Genomic DNA, 17,029 nt, shown 5'->3' on the forward strand with positions numbered 1-17,029 from the left:
ATTCACAATATTGCGGAGTAATCGCAAGTTAGTGTAATACGCTCACACTGCCGAACACGAAAAGAAAAGGCTCAATCGAGCCTTTCCGGTTAATGTACGATGCTTTTGTTGGGTACTGCATTTAATAAGTTAAAGTCTCGTGCTTCTAACTCATGGGGTGGCATAGGTTTACCTAAGTAATACCCTTGACAGTAATCAAAGTTACAGTTTTGCAAGTATTCAAGTTGTGAAATGGTTTCAACCCCTTCGGCTACAACTTTTAAGTCTAACTTTTCACAAATCGCCTGGGTCGCTTCAATGATAGCCTGGCTACCTTTATGTTCACCTTGGACAAAACTGCGATCAAGTTTTACTGTGCTGATGGGTAAGTCTTGTAGCTGCGAAAGCGATGAATAGCCTGTACCAAAATCATCAAGGTGAAGCTCAATGCCAAGAGCATCGAGATCTTCTAAGCATTGCTTCGCGTCATCGTACTCTTGCAGCATGGTCGACTCAGTGAGTTCCAGCGCTAGTGATGATGGATCGAGTTGATATTGTTCTAATAGTTCAGCAACGTTACCTGCAAGGCTTGCCTGAAGCTGGGCGCGTGACAAGTTCACACTAATAATGAACTTTCGTTGGTACTTCTTCTGCCATTTTGCTAATTGCTTACAGGCGGTTTCAAGAATCCAGCGCCCCATCGGTACTATTTGGCCGGTTTCTTCTGCTAATGGAATAAACTCAGCAGGTGAAACTTGCCCTAACTCTTCATCGTGCCAGCGGACTAAGGCTTCAAACCCTTTTAGTTGTCGGCTTTTTAAGTCGACGATAGGTTGGTAATAAAGCTCAAACGCTTCTTCTTCTATCGCTACCGTTAAATGATGGCGCAGCGTCATTTTACGGTATAGCGCATCCGCCATTTCTGGTGAAAAATGATGACTGCGATTACGGCCACGTAGCTTGGCGCGGTGCATTGCCATATCCGCCTGCGTCACCAGGGTTTCAATATCAATCGCATCGTCAGGGTAGTGGGTAATACCAATACTACAACCGATCGATAATTCACCGACTTCTTTGAGGTGGAATGGACGATTAAGTACCGCAATCAGCTCTTTTGCAAATAGGCTACTATCTGAGATGTAACGACGTTCAATTTGAACAATAAACTCATCCCCGCCAAAGCGGGCTAACAACCCTTTTTGTTGCAGGGTGTCGTTAAGTCGAATCGCAATAGCACGAAGCAGTTTATCGCCAATGGCATGACCATAGGTGTCGTTAACCAGTTTAAATCCATCAATGTCTAAAAAGAGTAAGCTATAAGGTTGGCGATCATGATGGGATTTCTTAATGGCATTGGTGATACCGCGTCGATTTAAAAGCCCGGTGAGAAAGTCGTGTTCAGCGTTGTATTTGGCTTTGCGTAACTTTTCTTTTTCAGGGCTAATGTTGGTGAGGTGCAGCAACAGCTGTTGCTTGTCTTGTAGCCATTTTCCCTCAATATCGAACCAAAGGTGCTGTTTACCTGTCCAGCAGAGCTTTTGCCGATGAATAACACTGTTTGCTCTGGCTTCTGTTAGCCACGTATCTGCCAACTGGCAGTCACCTAAAAAGTGCGCTAAATCTTGAAGCAAAGAGCCAAATTCATGTGTGTACACGTCGTTAGCACTGATCAAGTCGCCTTGGCAGGCAAACAACAATGCAAGGTTCGAACATTCAGCAAATGCAAGCTCACGCCGTAACGTTGATTCATCCGCAATGACTTCGACTAACATCGCGACTCGGCCGTCTTCTAACGTGAAGCCAGAAAAGCAGCATAATGCTTTCTTTTGTTTCTGTTTAGGGTTGAAGTTCCACCATGTCTTTATATGTTCGCCACGTTGAAAATACTGTTGGTATTCTTCTAGGATGGCATGGACGGCTTGTGACATATCTTTGGCTAAGTCACGGGATATTAATTCTTCGATTGACGAAGATTCCCATAATGGTAGTGAAGCCTGATTGGCCCAAATAATACGTTTGTGATCTAGGTCGAATACCCATACAGGGGATTGAAGGCGATCAAAAAGAGAAAAGTGTTGGCTCATTACCAGACTTTATAATTAGTATCAAAAGTAAGGTCTTCAGATTAGCCCAAAATGGCTATTAACAATATGAACTTTATAAGAAATCGTGACACCTGTTCATTAATTACAATATGGATGAGGTTAATTTGTTGATTTTTTAAAGAAATTAAAGTCAAGAATGTGCCGAAAACGATTGTTTTAGTCTGGATGGATCAAGATACTAATTAAATGCAATTTTATTGTGCTGTATCTGTAAAATAGAGTGGTAAGACTATAAGGATGAATGTTTTTTTAATAAAAACCACTTTAGAGAATAAGCCCTAAAGTGGCAATCTAATGGGGATGTTTGTTGTTATCCTACTGCGGGGATCACGCCTGCCATTTGCAGGAATTGCGCACTGATAATAATGATGCCGCTAAGGGTGACAACCGCGAGAGCGGGTTTACCACCGCGTACTTGGTAGCCATCAGCGTACACATTTTTTTCACCGTGTTTTTTTCGTTGTGCACTCACCATAGCAACAGGCAAGAATAAGGCTAAAATCACCAAGGCAATTGCAGCGTAGCCAAGCGCCATGATAAAGCCTTGTGGGTAGAATAAAGCAAAGCATAGCGGCGGAACAAAAGTGATGAGAGCGGTTTGAACGCGACCACCGACTTTATCGCCACGGTTAAAGCTGTCGGATAGAAAATCAAATAACCCTAAACTCACCCCTAGGAAGGATGTAGCCAAAGCGAGATCAGCAAAGATTGACACAGATTGACTTACCATCGGGTTATGCAGCATATCGCTAAGGCTAGTGATAAACATCCCTAGGTTAGAGCTGCCCATTAGATCGGGTTGGCTTAAAACACCTTGGCTAGCAATTTGCCACAAGATGTAGATTGTCAGTGGGACTGCAGAGCCAATCACCATCACTTTACGCAGCGAGCGGATATCGATACCAATGTAACGCACAATAGAAGGGATACTGCCGTGGAACCCAAATGAGGTAAAAACAACAGGCAGTGCCGAAATGATTAACCCTTTTTCGAGTGGCATATTAATAAGGTGATCACCTTGCACATGCGGAACAAGCAAGCCAAGCATAGTTGCAAGTGCCACAATTTTTAAGCTGAATAATATTCGATTAATGATATCAACAGAGTGTGTGCCAATAGATACCACAGCTGCAATCACGACAGTAAAACCAATCGTACCAACCTGAGGTGCGACATCCAGATCAAACCAATGCACAAGCTTATCGTTCATTTGCGCCCCACCACCTGCAATGTATGCCGCACATAGTGCGTAGAACAGAAAGAGCATAGCGAAGCTTGCAATTACTTGTCCTTTTCGACCGAGTAGGTCTCGTGCCAGTGTGTGCAGCGTTGCACTTGGGCTTGCGTATTGATGAACTTCTAGCATCAATAGTGCGGTGTAGGTCATTAGCGCCCAAATTCCCACCATAATTATAATTGCGGTTGAAAAACCTAAACCCGCTGAAGCAAGAGGGAGAGCAAGCATGCCAGCCCCAATTGTGGTGCCTGCGATAATTAGCATACTGCCAAAGGTTTTGTTCATCGTCATTAGAGTCGCTCCCGAAACTTATCTTGGGGGATTTAGCTTTTAGTTATCTGCTAAATCAGTAGGTTGTCACGAGCTTTGCGCATCGTGATAGCTTTGGGGTGGCCATAGTAGAGGGTGTAATCTTATCTTTACACTTTCTATTCTACTGCGGCTAGCGATAGTAAGTTAGCTGGTGGCGTGTTATCACAGTTTTGACTCTTTCATTGCTATTATTATTGGTATTCCAGTGTTTGAATGGAATATCTTGGCTGAAAGCTACCTTAAAGCTAGTGAGCTAAACTGTCAACGGTGAATTACTGCGTGTAAAGTTATATTTGCAGTTGTTTTTTTAAGGGGAGGCTGAATTATCAGGGTGCTTCACTTTTTATCTACTGTTTCTTGGCTGGCAAGTGTTGAGCGTTAGGTTTGATTATTTTTCAGTGAGTTGAGTCGTAGGCAAGGAGTACAGAGCAAGCTAATATACTAACGAAGGTGGACAAAGTACGGTGATAGTTTGTTCTATGGATTTAGGGAATACGTAACCAGTAAAGGTGAACAAATGCTACACATCGCAATGATCAGTACCGGGGAAGAAGTGTTACACGGCGATATTGTCGACACCAATGCTGCGTGGCTTTCTCGTCTGTTATTTGAGCAAGGCTTTGCTATGACACGCCGCACAACGGTTGGCGACCAACTTGAAGTGCTTGCTGAAGAGCTGGTGAATGCGAGTCTACGTAACGACATTGTGATAGTGAATGGTGGGCTAGGCCCAACAACGGATGATTTAACGGCTCAAGCCGCCGCGATTGCTGGCGACCTTGGTTTGGAGCAATCGGATTACTGGGTTGACCAAATGCGACTTAAATTCCAAAGGCTCGGTCGTGAGATGCCAAAAACGAACCTTAAACAAGCTATGTTACCTGAAGGGGCCGAGTTACTTGAAAACCCAGTTGGCACGGCGTGTGGTTTTACAATGAAGCTAAATAAGGCAACCTTGTATTTTACGCCCGGTGTGCCAAGCGAATTTAAAAAAATGGTTCACGATGAAATTTTGCCTAGAATGAAGCAGTTACATCCTGAAAATACCGCTCTGTGTTGTCACCGTTTCCATACCTTTGGTTTATCAGAATCAGGTATTGGTGAAAGCTTAACGGCATTGAGTTTACCTCAAGGTTGTGAAATTGGTTATCGCTCGTCACTGCCATTTATCGAAGTGAAATTGTTTGCTGATAAAGCACATCAGCATGCTCAGCAATTTCATCAGCAGATGATCGATCTGTTAGCGGATCATGTGGTGTCGGTTGAGCAGTCGCTGATTGAGAATATTGGCCAACGTCTAGCGGCTGATCAGTTGACACTCACTGTTGCTGAACAGTTTACCAGTGGTTATGTGACAAACTGGATGCAAGAAACCCCAGAGTCACGGGCTCAGTGCCAACAGGGCTGGATTTTAGCCGGGCAAGTGCATGAGAGTAATAGCGATCAGCTTGGTGCAGTCCTCGCGATGGCATCGGCAGCCCGAGAACGTAGCCAAACGAACGTCGCGTTGGCCTCAGGTATGTGCATTGATGGTTGTGTAGCTGTTGCTCTGGCGACACCACAAGGTGACTGGGCACAGACCGTGAAAACAAAGCGTGAATATAGTCATAATGCTCATCGCACTATGATTTCGACTGTGATGCTAGACATGCTACGCCGTTGGCTAGAGCATAAAGATGTACTGGGTGAGTATGGTTCGTTAGAGCGGACTGGTGAGATCTTTCTTGCGGCGCATCACTAGGCAACCACGATTCGTGTGGATGAGTCAGTGGTGAAGGCGTGGTGCTACTGAGGTTAAGGAAATGACAGCTTAACGAAACAGCTAACGCTGCAGGGCAATGTTAGCTATTGGATACTTCTGCGAGTGTTTCTGGCACGACGTGATAATCAAATTCAACGTTGATGTTTGATTTAGGCACAGAGCAACAACTTAGAATTTCATTCTGGCCCACAAATGCCATCGAATCTTGCTGATCGACTGCACCCGTTTGTAATTTGCAACGACAAGCGCCACACATGCCATTACGGCACTGGTATTCAGGTTGAATGCCCACTTTTTCAAGCTGCACGAGTAAAGGTTCACGGCTATTGCCGTGAACCTTAATGCCGTTAACCGTAATGGTTAATTGACTCATAGTTCGAAGTCACCAAGATCGTCAGCGCTGACATCGTTATCGATTTGGCCAACAAGGTACGAACTGATTTCCGCTTCTTGTGGAGCAACTTGTACGTTATCAGATGATAACCATGAGTTAATCCAAGGAATTGGGTTTTGAGTTGCTTCTGGGTACGCTTGGCTCAGGCCAACAGCACTCATACGCAAGTTCGTTATGTACTCAACGTATTGGCAAAGAATATCTTTGTTCAAACCAATCATAGAGCCATCTTTAAATAGGTATTCAGCCCATTCTTTTTCTTGCTCTGCCGCATCACGGAAAATGTCAAAACACTCTTGCTGACACTCTTTTGCAATCACGGCCATTTCTGGATCGTCTTGACCCGTACGGAGCAAGTTCAAGATATGCTGAGTACCAGTGAGGTGTAGTGCTTCATCACGCGCAATAAGCTTGATGATTTTCGCGTTACCTTCCATCAGCTCGCGTTCAGCGAATGCAAATGAACAAGCAAAACTTACGTAGAAGCGAATTGCTTCTAGTGCGTTTACCGACATCATGCAAAGGTAAAGTGTTTTCTTGATTTCGCGAAGGTTAACAACCACTTTCTCACCGTTAACCACATGTGTACCTTCACCGAGGCGGTGATAGTTGTTGGTTTGGTTGATCAGGTCATCGTAGTACTTAGAGATATCACCAGCACGCTTGATGATGTGCTCGTTATCTACGATGTCATCAAAAACAATCGACGGATCTTTTACGATATTACGAATAATATGCGTGTAAGAACGTGAGTGAATTGTTTCAGAGAACGACCAAGTTTCAATCCAAGTTTCAAGCTCAGGAATTGAAACGATAGGCAGTAGTGCCACATTCGGGCTACGACCTTGGATCGAATCAAGCAGCGTTTGATATTTCAAGTTGCTGATGAAAATGTGTTTTTCGTGCTCTGGCAGATTGTTGTAGTCGATACGATCGCCTGAGACATCCACTTCTTCAGGACGCCAGAAGAAAGAAAGTTGCTTTTCGATCAGTTTTTCAAAAATTTCGAATTTCTGTTGATCGTAACGGGCAACATTGACTGGCTGACCGAAAAACATCGGTTCTTTTAGTTGATCGTTATTTGTTTGACAAAAAGTGCTGTATGCCATGATTTCCTCGACATTAAAGGGAGCCGAAGCTCCCATTCAATTCTTTAAATTTTACAACTTGTGCAGTCATCTGCACCTACATCGCCTTGAGCGTCTGAAGCACCATCACGCGTATTATGGTAGTAAAGCGTTTTCACGCCGAGTTTATACGCGTTAAGCAGGTCTTTTAGCAAGAGTTTCATTGGCACTTTACCGCCAGCTTGCTTGCTAGGGTCGTAGTTGGTGTTTGCTGAAATCGCCTGATCGATGAATTTCTGCATAATACCAACAAGTTGTAAGTAGCCATCATTGCTACCGATGTTCCACAGTAGTTCGTAGTTATCTTTGTACTTACTGTATTCAGGAACAACTTGCTTCAAGATTCCGTCTTTCGATGCTTTTACCGATACGAAGCCACGTGGTGGTTCAATGCCGTTGGTTGCATTCGAAATTTGTGAAGATGTTTCAGAAGGCATTAGTGCTGATAACGTTGAGTTACGTAGACCATGCGTTTTGATTTCTTCACGCAGTGTTTCCCAATCGTATTTCAGTTCTGCATCACAGATCTTATCGATATCTTTTTTATAAGTATCGATAGGTAGAATGCCTTGTGCGTAAGTCGTTTCATTGAATGAAGGACATGCGCCTTGTTCTTTTGCTAAGCCAAGCGATGCTTTCAATAGGTAGTATTGAATCGCTTCAAATGCTTCATGCGTTAGGTTGTTTGCGCTGCCGTCAGAGTAGCGAACACCATTTTTCGCAAGGTAGTAAGCAAAGTTAATCACGCCAACACCTAGCGTACGACGGTTCATGGTTGAACGGCGTGCTGCTGGTAGTGGGTAGTCTTGGTAATCCAATAGGGCGTCAAGGGCACGAACAGTCAGTTCGGCTAGCTCTTCGAGATCATCAAGAGATTCAATCGCACCTAAGTTAAACGCCGACAGCGTACATAAAGCAATCTCACCGTTTTCGTCTTCAACGTTGTTCAATGGCTTGGTTGGCAGGGCAATTTCAAGACATAGGTTAGATTGACGAATTGGAGCTACCGCAGGATCAAACGGGCTGTGCGTATTACAGTGGTCAACGTTTTGGATGTAGATACGGCCTGTTGAAGCACGCTCTTGCATTAGCAGTGAGAACAGGTCAATCGCTTTTACCGTTGTGCGCTTGATGCTGCTGTCTTGCTCGTATTTCACATATAGGCGTTCGAATTCAGGCTGATCAGCAAAGAATGCATCATACAGTCCTGGCACATCAGAAGGAGAGAATAGAGAAATGTTCTCGCCCTTGATCAAACGGGTGTACATTAATTTGTTGATTTGTACGCCGTAATCCATGTGACGAACACGGTTCTCTTCAACACCACGGTTGTTTTTCAGTACCAGTAGTGATTCTACTTCGCCATGCCACATAGGGTAGAACAGTGTCGCAGCACCGCCACGTACACCACCTTGTGAACAACACTTAACGGCGGTTTGGAAGTATTTGTAGAACGGAATACAACCTGTGTGGAAAGCTTCACCACCACGGATTTCCGAACCTAGCGCACGGATACGGCCCGCATTAATACCAATACCAGCACGCTGTGATACGTAACGTACGATTGCGCTTGAGGTTGCGTTGATTGAATCAAGGCTGTCGTCACACTCGATCAGTACACAAGAGCTGAACTGGCGAGTAGGGGTACGTACACCTGACATGATAGGTGTTGGTAGTGAAATCTTAAATTGTGATGCCGCATCGTAGAAACGTTTGATGTAATCAAGACGCGTTTCTTTTGGATACTTAGCAAATAGGCACGCAGCAATCAGGATATATAGGAACTGCGCACTTTCAAAGATCTCACCGCTTACACGGTTTTGAACCAGGTATTTACCTTCAAGTTGCTTAACCGCTGCGTATGAGAAGTTCATATCGCGCCAGTGATCGATAAAGCCATCCATCACTGCAAATTCTTCAGCAGTGTAATCTTCGAGCAAATGTTGGTCGTACTTACCTTTTTCTACTAGGTTAGTGACGTGATCAAAAAGTGCTGGTGGCTCGAATTTACCGTATGCTTTCTTACGAAGGTGGAAAATCGCAAGGCGTGCCGCCAGGTATTGGTAATCTGGCGTTTCTTCCGAAATGAGGTCAGCCGCTGATTTGATGATGGTTTCGTGGATATCTTCCGTTTTGATGCCATCGTAGAACTGGATGTGTGATTTCAATTCTACCTGCGATACAGAAACGTTTTCTAACCCTTCTGCAGCCCAAGTAATCACTCGGTGAAGTTTGTCCAGTTCGATAGTCTCTTTGCGACCATCACGCTTAGTAACCGTTAGCTGTTGATTCATTTTTGGCAGTATTCCGTTGAACCCCGTGTTTTTTGCAATTATGAGTAATTCGTTACTAAAGAATGTGATCCTTGTAACGATTATGTGTTTGCATAAAAACACTACATATTGGGGTGTTGAGCTTGATGCGTTACAAGATAGTGTTGATGACGGCATTTTGCAAGTTGACAAAAATTGACCATCTGTGGATAACTTGGGGATGCGTTAAAAAAAGTTAGTGCCCACTAACTCACTCGGGCAGATACATTAGTATTAAAGAAAATTGCAACAGATCTTGAGTGAGTTTTTTTGAAAAAAATATTTTTTTTTGCTTGATTTTTCAGTCAATAAAACCTTGTCGATTAGGCATAAAAGACGCTCAAAAAGTGGCTATTTTGCTGATATTTATTTAAGCAATAAAGTGAGTATGTCTTGTGGCGCTGGAAGCACGCCCATTGCATTCCATTGTTCAGGTGAATGATGCGCGCCAATATATCCCCAGCTGGCAACGTAACCCTGCATGTTTGCGGCATTGGCGGCAATCATATCTTTTTCTATATCACCAATATAAGCACACTGAGTATGAGGGATCGCAATCAATTCACTGGCGTAGAGCAATGGTTCGGGGTGAGGTTTTGCGTTGGCTAAGGTATCACCACACACAATGGCTTTGGCTTTAAGGAGTAATGGGAAGAAGGGCAATAATAGATCGGTTAAAAAACCAGGTTTATTGGTCATGATACCCCAAGGGATTTCATGATGTTCCAAGCTATAAAGAAGGTTTTCGATACCGTGATAAAAACGGGTGTTGATGCAAATGTTTTGTTGGTAGTAGTCGAGAAATTCCTGACGGAGTGAAAGAAAATCAAGGTGGTCAGGAATGCCATCAAATCCGGCTTCTAACAGCCCTTTAGCACCAAAACTGGTGTTGGCTTGAATTTGATGTTCGCGTAAAGGTGGAATGCCGTGATTTGCTAAGACTTTATTGGCAGCAAGTGCCATGTCTGGTGCGGTATCTAGCAATGTGCCATCAAGGTCGAACAGTACACCTGCAATAGGTTGAGGCATGGCAATATCCTTATCAAAGTAAATCAGCTACTCACCCTTATTCGCGTAATAGAAAAAGTAAGGCGCTAAGGGAGGCGAATCAACGCTGATAAACATGAAAGGCGTAAGTGAATAGGCAGCGTCGCTTTAATAAGAATAGCTAGCTTTATAATAATCGGAGTAAGTATCTGATCACTTTAGCAATGATAAAGTGATCAGATTAGGATCTCATCGAGCGAAAATTACAGCGGTTTCACTGTATGCACGATGTAGTTCACATCGACATTATTGCCTAACCAGTAATTGTTGGTTAGTGGGTTGTAGTGAAGGCCGATAATATGGCGATCTTGCAGTGGCGTTTTATCTATCATTGCCATCATTTCTGACGGGCGAATGAATTTGCTATGGTCATGTGTGCCTTTTGGTACAACTTTAAGTAACTGCTCAGCACCTACAATCGCAAATAAATAGGATTTAGCGTTGCGGTTGAGTGTTGAGAAGAACACATGGCCGCCAGGCTTCACCATTTTTGCACATGCTGCAATAACAGAGGCCGGATCAGGAACATGCTCTAGCATTTCCATACAGGTAACGACGTCGTAAGCTTCTGGGTTTTGGTCGGCATGCTCTTCCGCAGTAGACTGAACATATTCAACTTTAGTACCCGTCTCTAGGGCATGTAGGCGAGCGACAGTTAATGGCTCTTTGCCCATATCAAGACCTGTTACATCACCACCTTCGACAGCCATACTTTCAGCTAAGATACCGCCGCCACAGCCAACATCGAGCACTTTCTTACCAAACAAACCATCAGTGTGATCAATTACGTAATTTAAGCGCAGTGGATTAATTTCATGAAGAGGTTTGAATTCCCCCTCGAGATCCCACCAACGTGAGGCTATATCTTCAAATTTACTGATTTCTGCCGGATCGACATTTAACGGTTTGGTCATGCTTCGTGCCATTTGTCCATAATCGGTGTCGGCATTATAGCTAATTAGCTGTGACATGAAATAGTTAGATAGCGCTTGATAGGTTGAAGGAGAGGGAATCGGGAAAGTCACAATTTGGCTTCCCGATTAATAACGAAGGCAATCTGTATGACTACTGTGATATTTCAGTCATGACAAATGAAAACGCTTCAGGGTTAATTGAACCTGAAAATGCAGTCATTGCGGCAAGAATGAGCATAAGAATGTATTTACCGCCAATGATGCAAAGCCCAATGGTATTAATTGCAGATCCCAACATAACAACCTCACTCAATTATTAACGTGAACATTACGTGGAGCACGCATTACCGAAGGTTGTATACCAAAGGATAGCTACCAAATAGCCATGACCAATCATGCTGGATATTCACCTTGTTTGGTATTGCCTGATTGATTCTACTGGGCTTAATTTTTTTGGTAGTGACTGCGATCTTATTTTTGTTTAATAAAGAAGTGAGAGGTGAATGTTTTTGTATAAAAAGCGCGCGGATCTAAGTTTTACAATTGGTAGCACTTTCTTTTATATTTTTATGCAGTAGTTGATATAAGTATGTGTTTTCACGTTGAAGTGATGGTTTGCTAACGAATAGACGGATATTTACTTTCGTTTTTTGAGCAAACCCATCAATTACTCACAACATAAAGTGTGAAAGGTGTGCCTATTTTTACGGAAATATGCTATATTCTCGCACCTTGCACGTATAAAAATACGACAGAAATTACCTGAGGGATATTGGCTCAATGAGCGATCTTGCAAAAGAGATCACGCCCGTAAACATTGAAGAGGAGCTGAAAGGCTCATACCTCGACTATGCGATGTCAGTTATCGTTGGTCGTGCTCTTCCGGATGTGCGTGATGGCCTAAAGCCTGTGCACCGTCGCGTATTATTCGCGATGAATGTGCTAGGCAATGACTGGAATAAAGCATATAAAAAATCTGCCCGTGTGGTAGGTGACGTAATCGGTAAATATCACCCACATGGTGACAGTGCTGTATACGACACTATCGTACGTATGGCGCAACCATTCTCACTGCGATACATGTTAGTCGACGGTCAAGGTAACTTCGGTTCCGTTGATGGTGACTCCGCAGCGGCAATGCGTTACACCGAAATTCGTATGGCAAAAATTGCCCACGAATTGTTGGCCGATCTAGATAAAGAAACTGTTGATTATGTACCTAACTATGATGGTACAGAGCAAATCCCAGCCGTTCTTCCTACCAGAGTGCCAAACTTACTGGTAAATGGTTCGTCGGGTATTGCCGTGGGTATGGCAACAAACATCCCACCGCATAACCTGGGTGAAGTGATCAATGGTTGTCTTGCTTACATCGATAATGAAGACATCACTATCGATCAGCTAATGGATTACATCCCAGGTCCAGATTTCCCAACAGCAGCACTGATTAATGGCCGTAAGGGCATTATCGATGCGTACCATACCGGCCGCGGTAAAGTTTACATGCGTGCCAAAGCTGAAATCGAAGCTGACAAAAATGGTAAAGAAACCATTATTGTTACGGAAATCCCTTATCAAGTTAACAAAGCCCGTCTGATCGAGAAGGTCGCTGAGCTGGTTAAAGATAAGAAGGTTGAAGGCATCAGTGCACTACGTGATGAGTCTGATAAAGACGGTATGCGTATTGTTATTGAATGTAAGCGCGATGCTGTGGGCGAAGTTATCCTGAATAACCTGTACTCACAAACTCAGCTTCAAACAACATTTGGTATTAACATGGTTGCACTAGACCATGGTCAACCTAAGTTGTTTAACCTAAAAGAAATGCTGAAGTGCTTCGTGAATCACCGCCGTGAAGTGGTGACACGCCGTACTATCTTTGAATTGCGTAAAGCACGTGAGCGTGCACACCTTCTTGAAGGTTTAGCAATTGCATTGGTTAACATCGATGAAATCATCGAATTGATCAAAAAAGCACCGACACCACAAGTTGCTCGTGAAGGCCTATTGGCGCGTCCTTGGCAGCTTGGTGATGTGTCTACCATGCTTGAGCGCGCTGGCAGCGATGCTGCTCGTCCTGAATGGTTAGCGCCTCAATACGGTATTCACGGTGGACAGTACTTCTTAACTGAACAGCAAGCACAAGCAATCCTTGAGCTTCGTCTACACCGTTTGACGGGCCTTGAGCACGAGAAGATCCTTGATGAATACAAAGGTCTTCTAGATATCATCGAAGAACTACTGCTTATTCTGGGTAGCTCTGAGCGTCTAATGGAAGTTATTCGTGAAGAACTATTTGCAGTGAAAGAACAGTTCAACGATGAGCGTCGCACTGAAATCACAGCAGCAAGCCACGATATCGATCTTGAAGATTTAATCACGCAAGAAGATGTTGTTGTAACACTGTCTCACGAAGGTTACGTTAAGTACCAAGTGCTAAGTGATTACGAAGCGCAACGTCGTGGTGGTAAAGGTAAAGCGGCAACGCGCATGAAAGATGAAGATTTCATCGAGCGTCTGCTAGTGGCCAACACTCACGATACGATTCTGTGTTTCTCAAGCCGTGGTCGTATGTACTGGCTGAAAGTTTACCAGTTACCGTTAGCGAGCCGTACTGCACGTGGTAAGCCAATTGTTAACATTCTTCCACTAGAAGAAGGTGAACGTATTACTGCTATCTTGCCGGTTAAAGAATACGAAGCTGATAAGTTTGTATTCATGGCAACAGCAGATGGTACCGTTAAGAAAACGCCATTAACTGACTTTAGTCGCCCTCGTAGCGCAGGTATCATTGCGGTGAACCTACGTGACGGTGATTCATTGATTGGTGTTGATGTTACCAACAGCACAGACCAAATCATGCTGTTCTCTGAAGCGGGTAAAGTGGTTCGCTTCTCTGAAGAACAAGTGCGTGGTATGGGCCGTACAGCTGCGGGTGTTCGTGGTATGAAACTAACGGAAGGCGACAAAGTTGTCTCGCTAATCGTACCGCACAATGAAGGTGACGTATTAACAGTAACTGAAAATGGTTACGGTAAGCGTACTGCATTGGAAGAATACCCAGCGAAGAGCCGTGCAACACAAGGTGTTGTATCGATTAAAGTCTCTGAGCGTAATGGTAAAGTTGTTGGTGCCGTTCAAGCTGAAGACGGTGACGAATTTATGATGATCACCAACGGTGGTACTCTGGTTCGTACGCGTGTATCTGAAGTGAGTCGTGTAGGCCGTAATACTCAAGGTGTTACGCTGATCCGAACTGCGGAAGATGAGCTTGTTGTTGGTCTACAACGTATCGATGAGCCTGAAGAAGTGTTACTGAATGATGACGACATCATTGACGGTGAAGCAAGCGTGGTTGAAGGTGAAGCAGTAGAAGGCCAAGCGTCTGATGCTGAACAGCCACAACAACCTGAATCTGATTCAGAGCAAGATGAATCAACTGACGAAGAGTAATCTTGTTAGATTGAATCACTGATAAAAGCGCAGCCTACGGGTTGCGTTTTTTTATGCCTGAATAAAATTGGCTATAAGATGAAAGGCTTATCGTCATTTTTTTTAATAAATAGGTTGGGAAAGGCTTTTCAGCGCTGCGACAAAGGTGTAAAACGAAGAGATTGATCGTAATCACATTCAGCAATGAGTGAGTGTGATGGATAAAACTATGTCTCAATTTGTATAGCAGGAGCACACTTTTCATCATGGAAAACGTCTATAACTTTTGCGCTGGCCCAGCGATGATCCCAGCCGAAGTGTTAAAAAAGGTTCAGGAAGAACTCATCAATTGGAATGGTTTAGGCACGTCTGTGATGGAGATTAGCCACCGCAGCAAAGAGTTTCTTGCGGTAGCGGAGCAGTCGGAAAAAGATCTACGCGATTTATTGTCAATTCCTGCTAACTACCATGTGCTATTTTGCCATGGTGGTGCGCGTGGTCAGTTTGCTGCTGTACCAATGAATTTATTGGGTGATGCCAAATCAGCAGATTACATGGATGGCGGCTACTGGGCCCACAGTGCTGTCGCGGAAGCAAAGAAATACTGTTCACCAAATAATGTTGATATCACCTGTGTGCGCGATGGTAAGAAAGCAATTTTACCTGCCTCTGAGTGGCCGTTATCTGAAGACGCGGCATTTGTGCATTTCTGTCCGAATGAGACTATCGATGGGATTGAAATTCGTGACTTGCCTGAAACCGATAAGCCGATTGTTGCAGATATGTCTTCGACCATTTTGTCTCGCGAGATTGATGTGTCTAAGTACGGTGTGATTTACGCTGGCGCACAAAAAAATATCGGTCCAGCAGGCTTAACCTTAGTGATTGTACGTGATGATTTACTGGGTAAAGCAAAAGGTATTCTCCCAAGCATTTTAGATTACTCGGTGCTGGTGGATAAAGAATCAATGTTTAATACACCACCGACATTTGCTTGGTATTTAGCCGGTGAAGTCTTCAAGTGGCTCAAAAGCATTGGTGGTGTGGCGGAGATGCAACTGCGCAACGAAGCCAAAGCTAAAGTGCTGTATGACTTTATTGATAGCTCTGATTTCTACCGCAACGAGGTTCACGCCGATAACCGTTCATTAATGAATGTGCCTTTCCAACTGAAGAACCCAGATCTTGATGCGCTATTTTTACAGCAAGCGGATGCGGCTGGTTTGGTTGCTTTAAAAGGACACCGTGCAGTCGGGGGGATGCGTGCATCTATTTATAACGCGATGCCAATAGAAGGTGTACAGGCGTTAGTTGATTTTATGACAGCCTTTGAGCAAGCAAATGCATAATTGAGTTTGTCTTAATAGTTCAAAAGAAAGCAGCTGAATGTGGCTGCTTTTTTATGTGCGCAATATAGCAGGGTGGTTAGTTTTTATGTTGATAACACATATAGACAAACTGCTTATCTTCCCCTGTTTGAACAAACCCCATACGCTGGTAAAGCGCACCAACACGGTTGCTTTGTAAGTAACTTAAGGTTAAGGGCAGTTGTTGGTGCTGGGCCTGTTTAATCGCCAGGTTCAGGATTTGAGAGCCAATGCCGAGCCCTTGATGAGACGGTAAAATAAAGAAGCGACAAAAATACAGCTTATCGCCTTGGTCTTGTACCAGGTAACTGCCAATCGCTTTGCCATTAGATTCTATGATCAAAGGACGCTCTTCCAACCATTCTTCAGCATGAATACGACGTTGCACTGTTTCATCCCAGCCAAACACGTTTTTTATTGGCTCAAATTCGGTTTGCTTTTTTAGCTCAAACAGAAACTCATAATCGTCATCATAAGCTGTGCGAACAGTAAAAGGGGGAGGCGATGTCATGGGGAATTAGGACGCACTAAGATAAACAATATTATCTAAATAACAGGCGATAGACTGCTCGCTGGCATCGAAGTGAGGCTGCGGGAGCATTTTAGGATCAACCCATAGCCAACCATCGCATTTTTCAGGCTCTTTCAATTGTGGAGTGCCTGTATATTCAGTCGCTAACAGGGCAATACTGATGTAATGCAGGCCAGACTCTTGATATGTCTTTAGGTTATTCGTGACGGCAATAACTTGTGGGTTAAGGATCTGGACCCCAGTTTCTTCAAGCATTTCACGCACAGCACATTGTTCGAAGGTTTCACCAATTTCTAGGTGACCACCAGGAATTGAGTAATACGGTGAGTGACTATTTTTGCGCTTACCGATCAGTACTTGCCCTTGTTCATTTACCAGAATAACGCCGATGCCCACTTTAGGGTTTTCTGCCGCCATATTAAGCTTTTAACTCCAAAAATCTATTCTGAACCTATATATACAATGAAGTCACTGAACTGCCAATCTAATTTGTTAACAATCAGTGATAA

At 43.8% G+C, this 17,029-nt stretch carries 13 protein-coding genes; 3 read left to right on the forward strand and 10 right to left on the reverse strand.

Annotated elements, in window-relative coordinates:
* Positions 1-89 precede the first annotated feature (89 nt).
* Positions 90-2,063: a putative bifunctional diguanylate cyclase/phosphodiesterase gene (locus L4C35_RS05455; protein WP_428461913.1), complete on the reverse strand. Its 1,974-nt coding sequence runs from the start codon at positions 2,061-2,063 to the stop codon at positions 90-92.
* Positions 2,064-2,394: 331 nt separating this feature from the next.
* Entirely contained in the window at positions 2,395-3,612 is a 1,218-nt protein-coding gene (gene tyrP / locus L4C35_RS05460; protein WP_428461914.1) for a tyrosine transporter TyrP, read from the reverse strand.
* 538 nt (positions 3,613-4,150) lie between these two features.
* Between tyrP and L4C35_RS05465 the strand changes: the two genes are divergently transcribed.
* Entirely contained in the window at positions 4,151-5,374 is a 1,224-nt protein-coding gene (locus L4C35_RS05465) for a CinA family nicotinamide mononucleotide deamidase-related protein (protein ID WP_428461915.1), read from the forward strand.
* Positions 5,375-5,474: 100 nt separating this feature from the next.
* Here L4C35_RS05465 and yfaE read toward each other — a convergent pair whose 3' ends face one another.
* The 6 genes from yfaE to L4C35_RS05495 form a co-directional block, all read right to left on the reverse strand.
* The gene (gene yfaE / locus L4C35_RS05470; RefSeq protein WP_428461916.1) at positions 5,475-5,768 is read right to left on the reverse strand and encodes a class I ribonucleotide reductase maintenance protein YfaE; all 294 of its coding nucleotides are present in this window, start codon (positions 5,766-5,768) and stop codon (positions 5,475-5,477) included.
* A complete protein-coding gene (gene nrdB, locus L4C35_RS05475; RefSeq protein ID WP_428461917.1) occupies positions 5,765-6,898 on the reverse strand; it encodes a class Ia ribonucleoside-diphosphate reductase subunit beta in 1,134 nt (377 codons plus the stop codon). Before nrdB ends, yfaE begins: the two co-directional genes overlap by 4 nt.
* Before the next feature lie 44 nt (positions 6,899-6,942).
* Complete coding sequence (nrdA, locus tag L4C35_RS05480) at positions 6,943-9,210, reverse strand: class 1a ribonucleoside-diphosphate reductase subunit alpha (RefSeq protein ID WP_428461918.1); 2,268 nt, start codon at positions 9,208-9,210, stop codon at positions 6,943-6,945.
* A gap of 384 nt (positions 9,211-9,594) precedes the next feature.
* Positions 9,595-10,257, reverse strand: coding sequence for an HAD family hydrolase (locus tag L4C35_RS05485; RefSeq protein WP_428461919.1), 663 nt, complete (start codon positions 10,255-10,257; stop codon positions 9,595-9,597).
* Positions 10,258-10,478: 221 nt separating this feature from the next.
* A complete protein-coding gene (gene ubiG / locus L4C35_RS05490) occupies positions 10,479-11,189 on the reverse strand; it encodes a bifunctional 2-polyprenyl-6-hydroxyphenol methylase/3-demethylubiquinol 3-O-methyltransferase UbiG (RefSeq protein ID WP_428461962.1) in 711 nt (236 codons plus the stop codon).
* Between the two features lie 151 nt (positions 11,190-11,340).
* On the reverse strand, positions 11,341-11,487 hold the full coding sequence (locus L4C35_RS05495; protein WP_162845603.1) for a hypothetical protein: 147 nt from the start codon (positions 11,485-11,487) through the stop codon (positions 11,341-11,343).
* 482 nt (positions 11,488-11,969) lie between these two features.
* Here L4C35_RS05495 and gyrA point away from each other — a divergent pair, with 482 nt between their 5' ends.
* Positions 11,970-14,642 carry a DNA topoisomerase (ATP-hydrolyzing) subunit A gene (gyrA, locus tag L4C35_RS05500; protein ID WP_428461920.1) on the forward strand — a complete coding sequence of 891 codons (2,673 nt, stop codon included), beginning with the start codon at positions 11,970-11,972 and terminating at the stop codon, positions 14,640-14,642.
* 245 nt (positions 14,643-14,887) lie between these two features.
* On the forward strand, positions 14,888-15,970 hold the full coding sequence (gene serC, locus L4C35_RS05505) for a 3-phosphoserine/phosphohydroxythreonine transaminase (RefSeq protein ID WP_428461921.1): 1,083 nt from the start codon (positions 14,888-14,890) through the stop codon (positions 15,968-15,970).
* 76 nt (positions 15,971-16,046) lie between these two features.
* Here the strand turns inward: serC and L4C35_RS05510 are convergent, their stop codons facing one another.
* Both L4C35_RS05510 and L4C35_RS05515 read right to left on the reverse strand, forming a co-directional pair.
* Positions 16,047-16,499, reverse strand: coding sequence for a GNAT family N-acetyltransferase (locus L4C35_RS05510; RefSeq protein ID WP_428461922.1), 453 nt, complete (start codon positions 16,497-16,499; stop codon positions 16,047-16,049).
* A 6-nt stretch (positions 16,500-16,505) separates the two neighbouring features.
* Complete coding sequence (locus L4C35_RS05515; RefSeq protein WP_428461923.1) at positions 16,506-16,937, reverse strand: nucleotide triphosphate diphosphatase NUDT15; 432 nt, start codon at positions 16,935-16,937, stop codon at positions 16,506-16,508.
* Positions 16,938-17,029 lie beyond the last annotated feature (92 nt).

It is taken from the genome of Photobacterium kagoshimensis (genome assembly GCF_050337045.1).
GTDB classification, from domain to species: domain Bacteria; phylum Pseudomonadota; class Gammaproteobacteria; order Enterobacterales; family Vibrionaceae; genus Photobacterium; species Photobacterium kagoshimensis.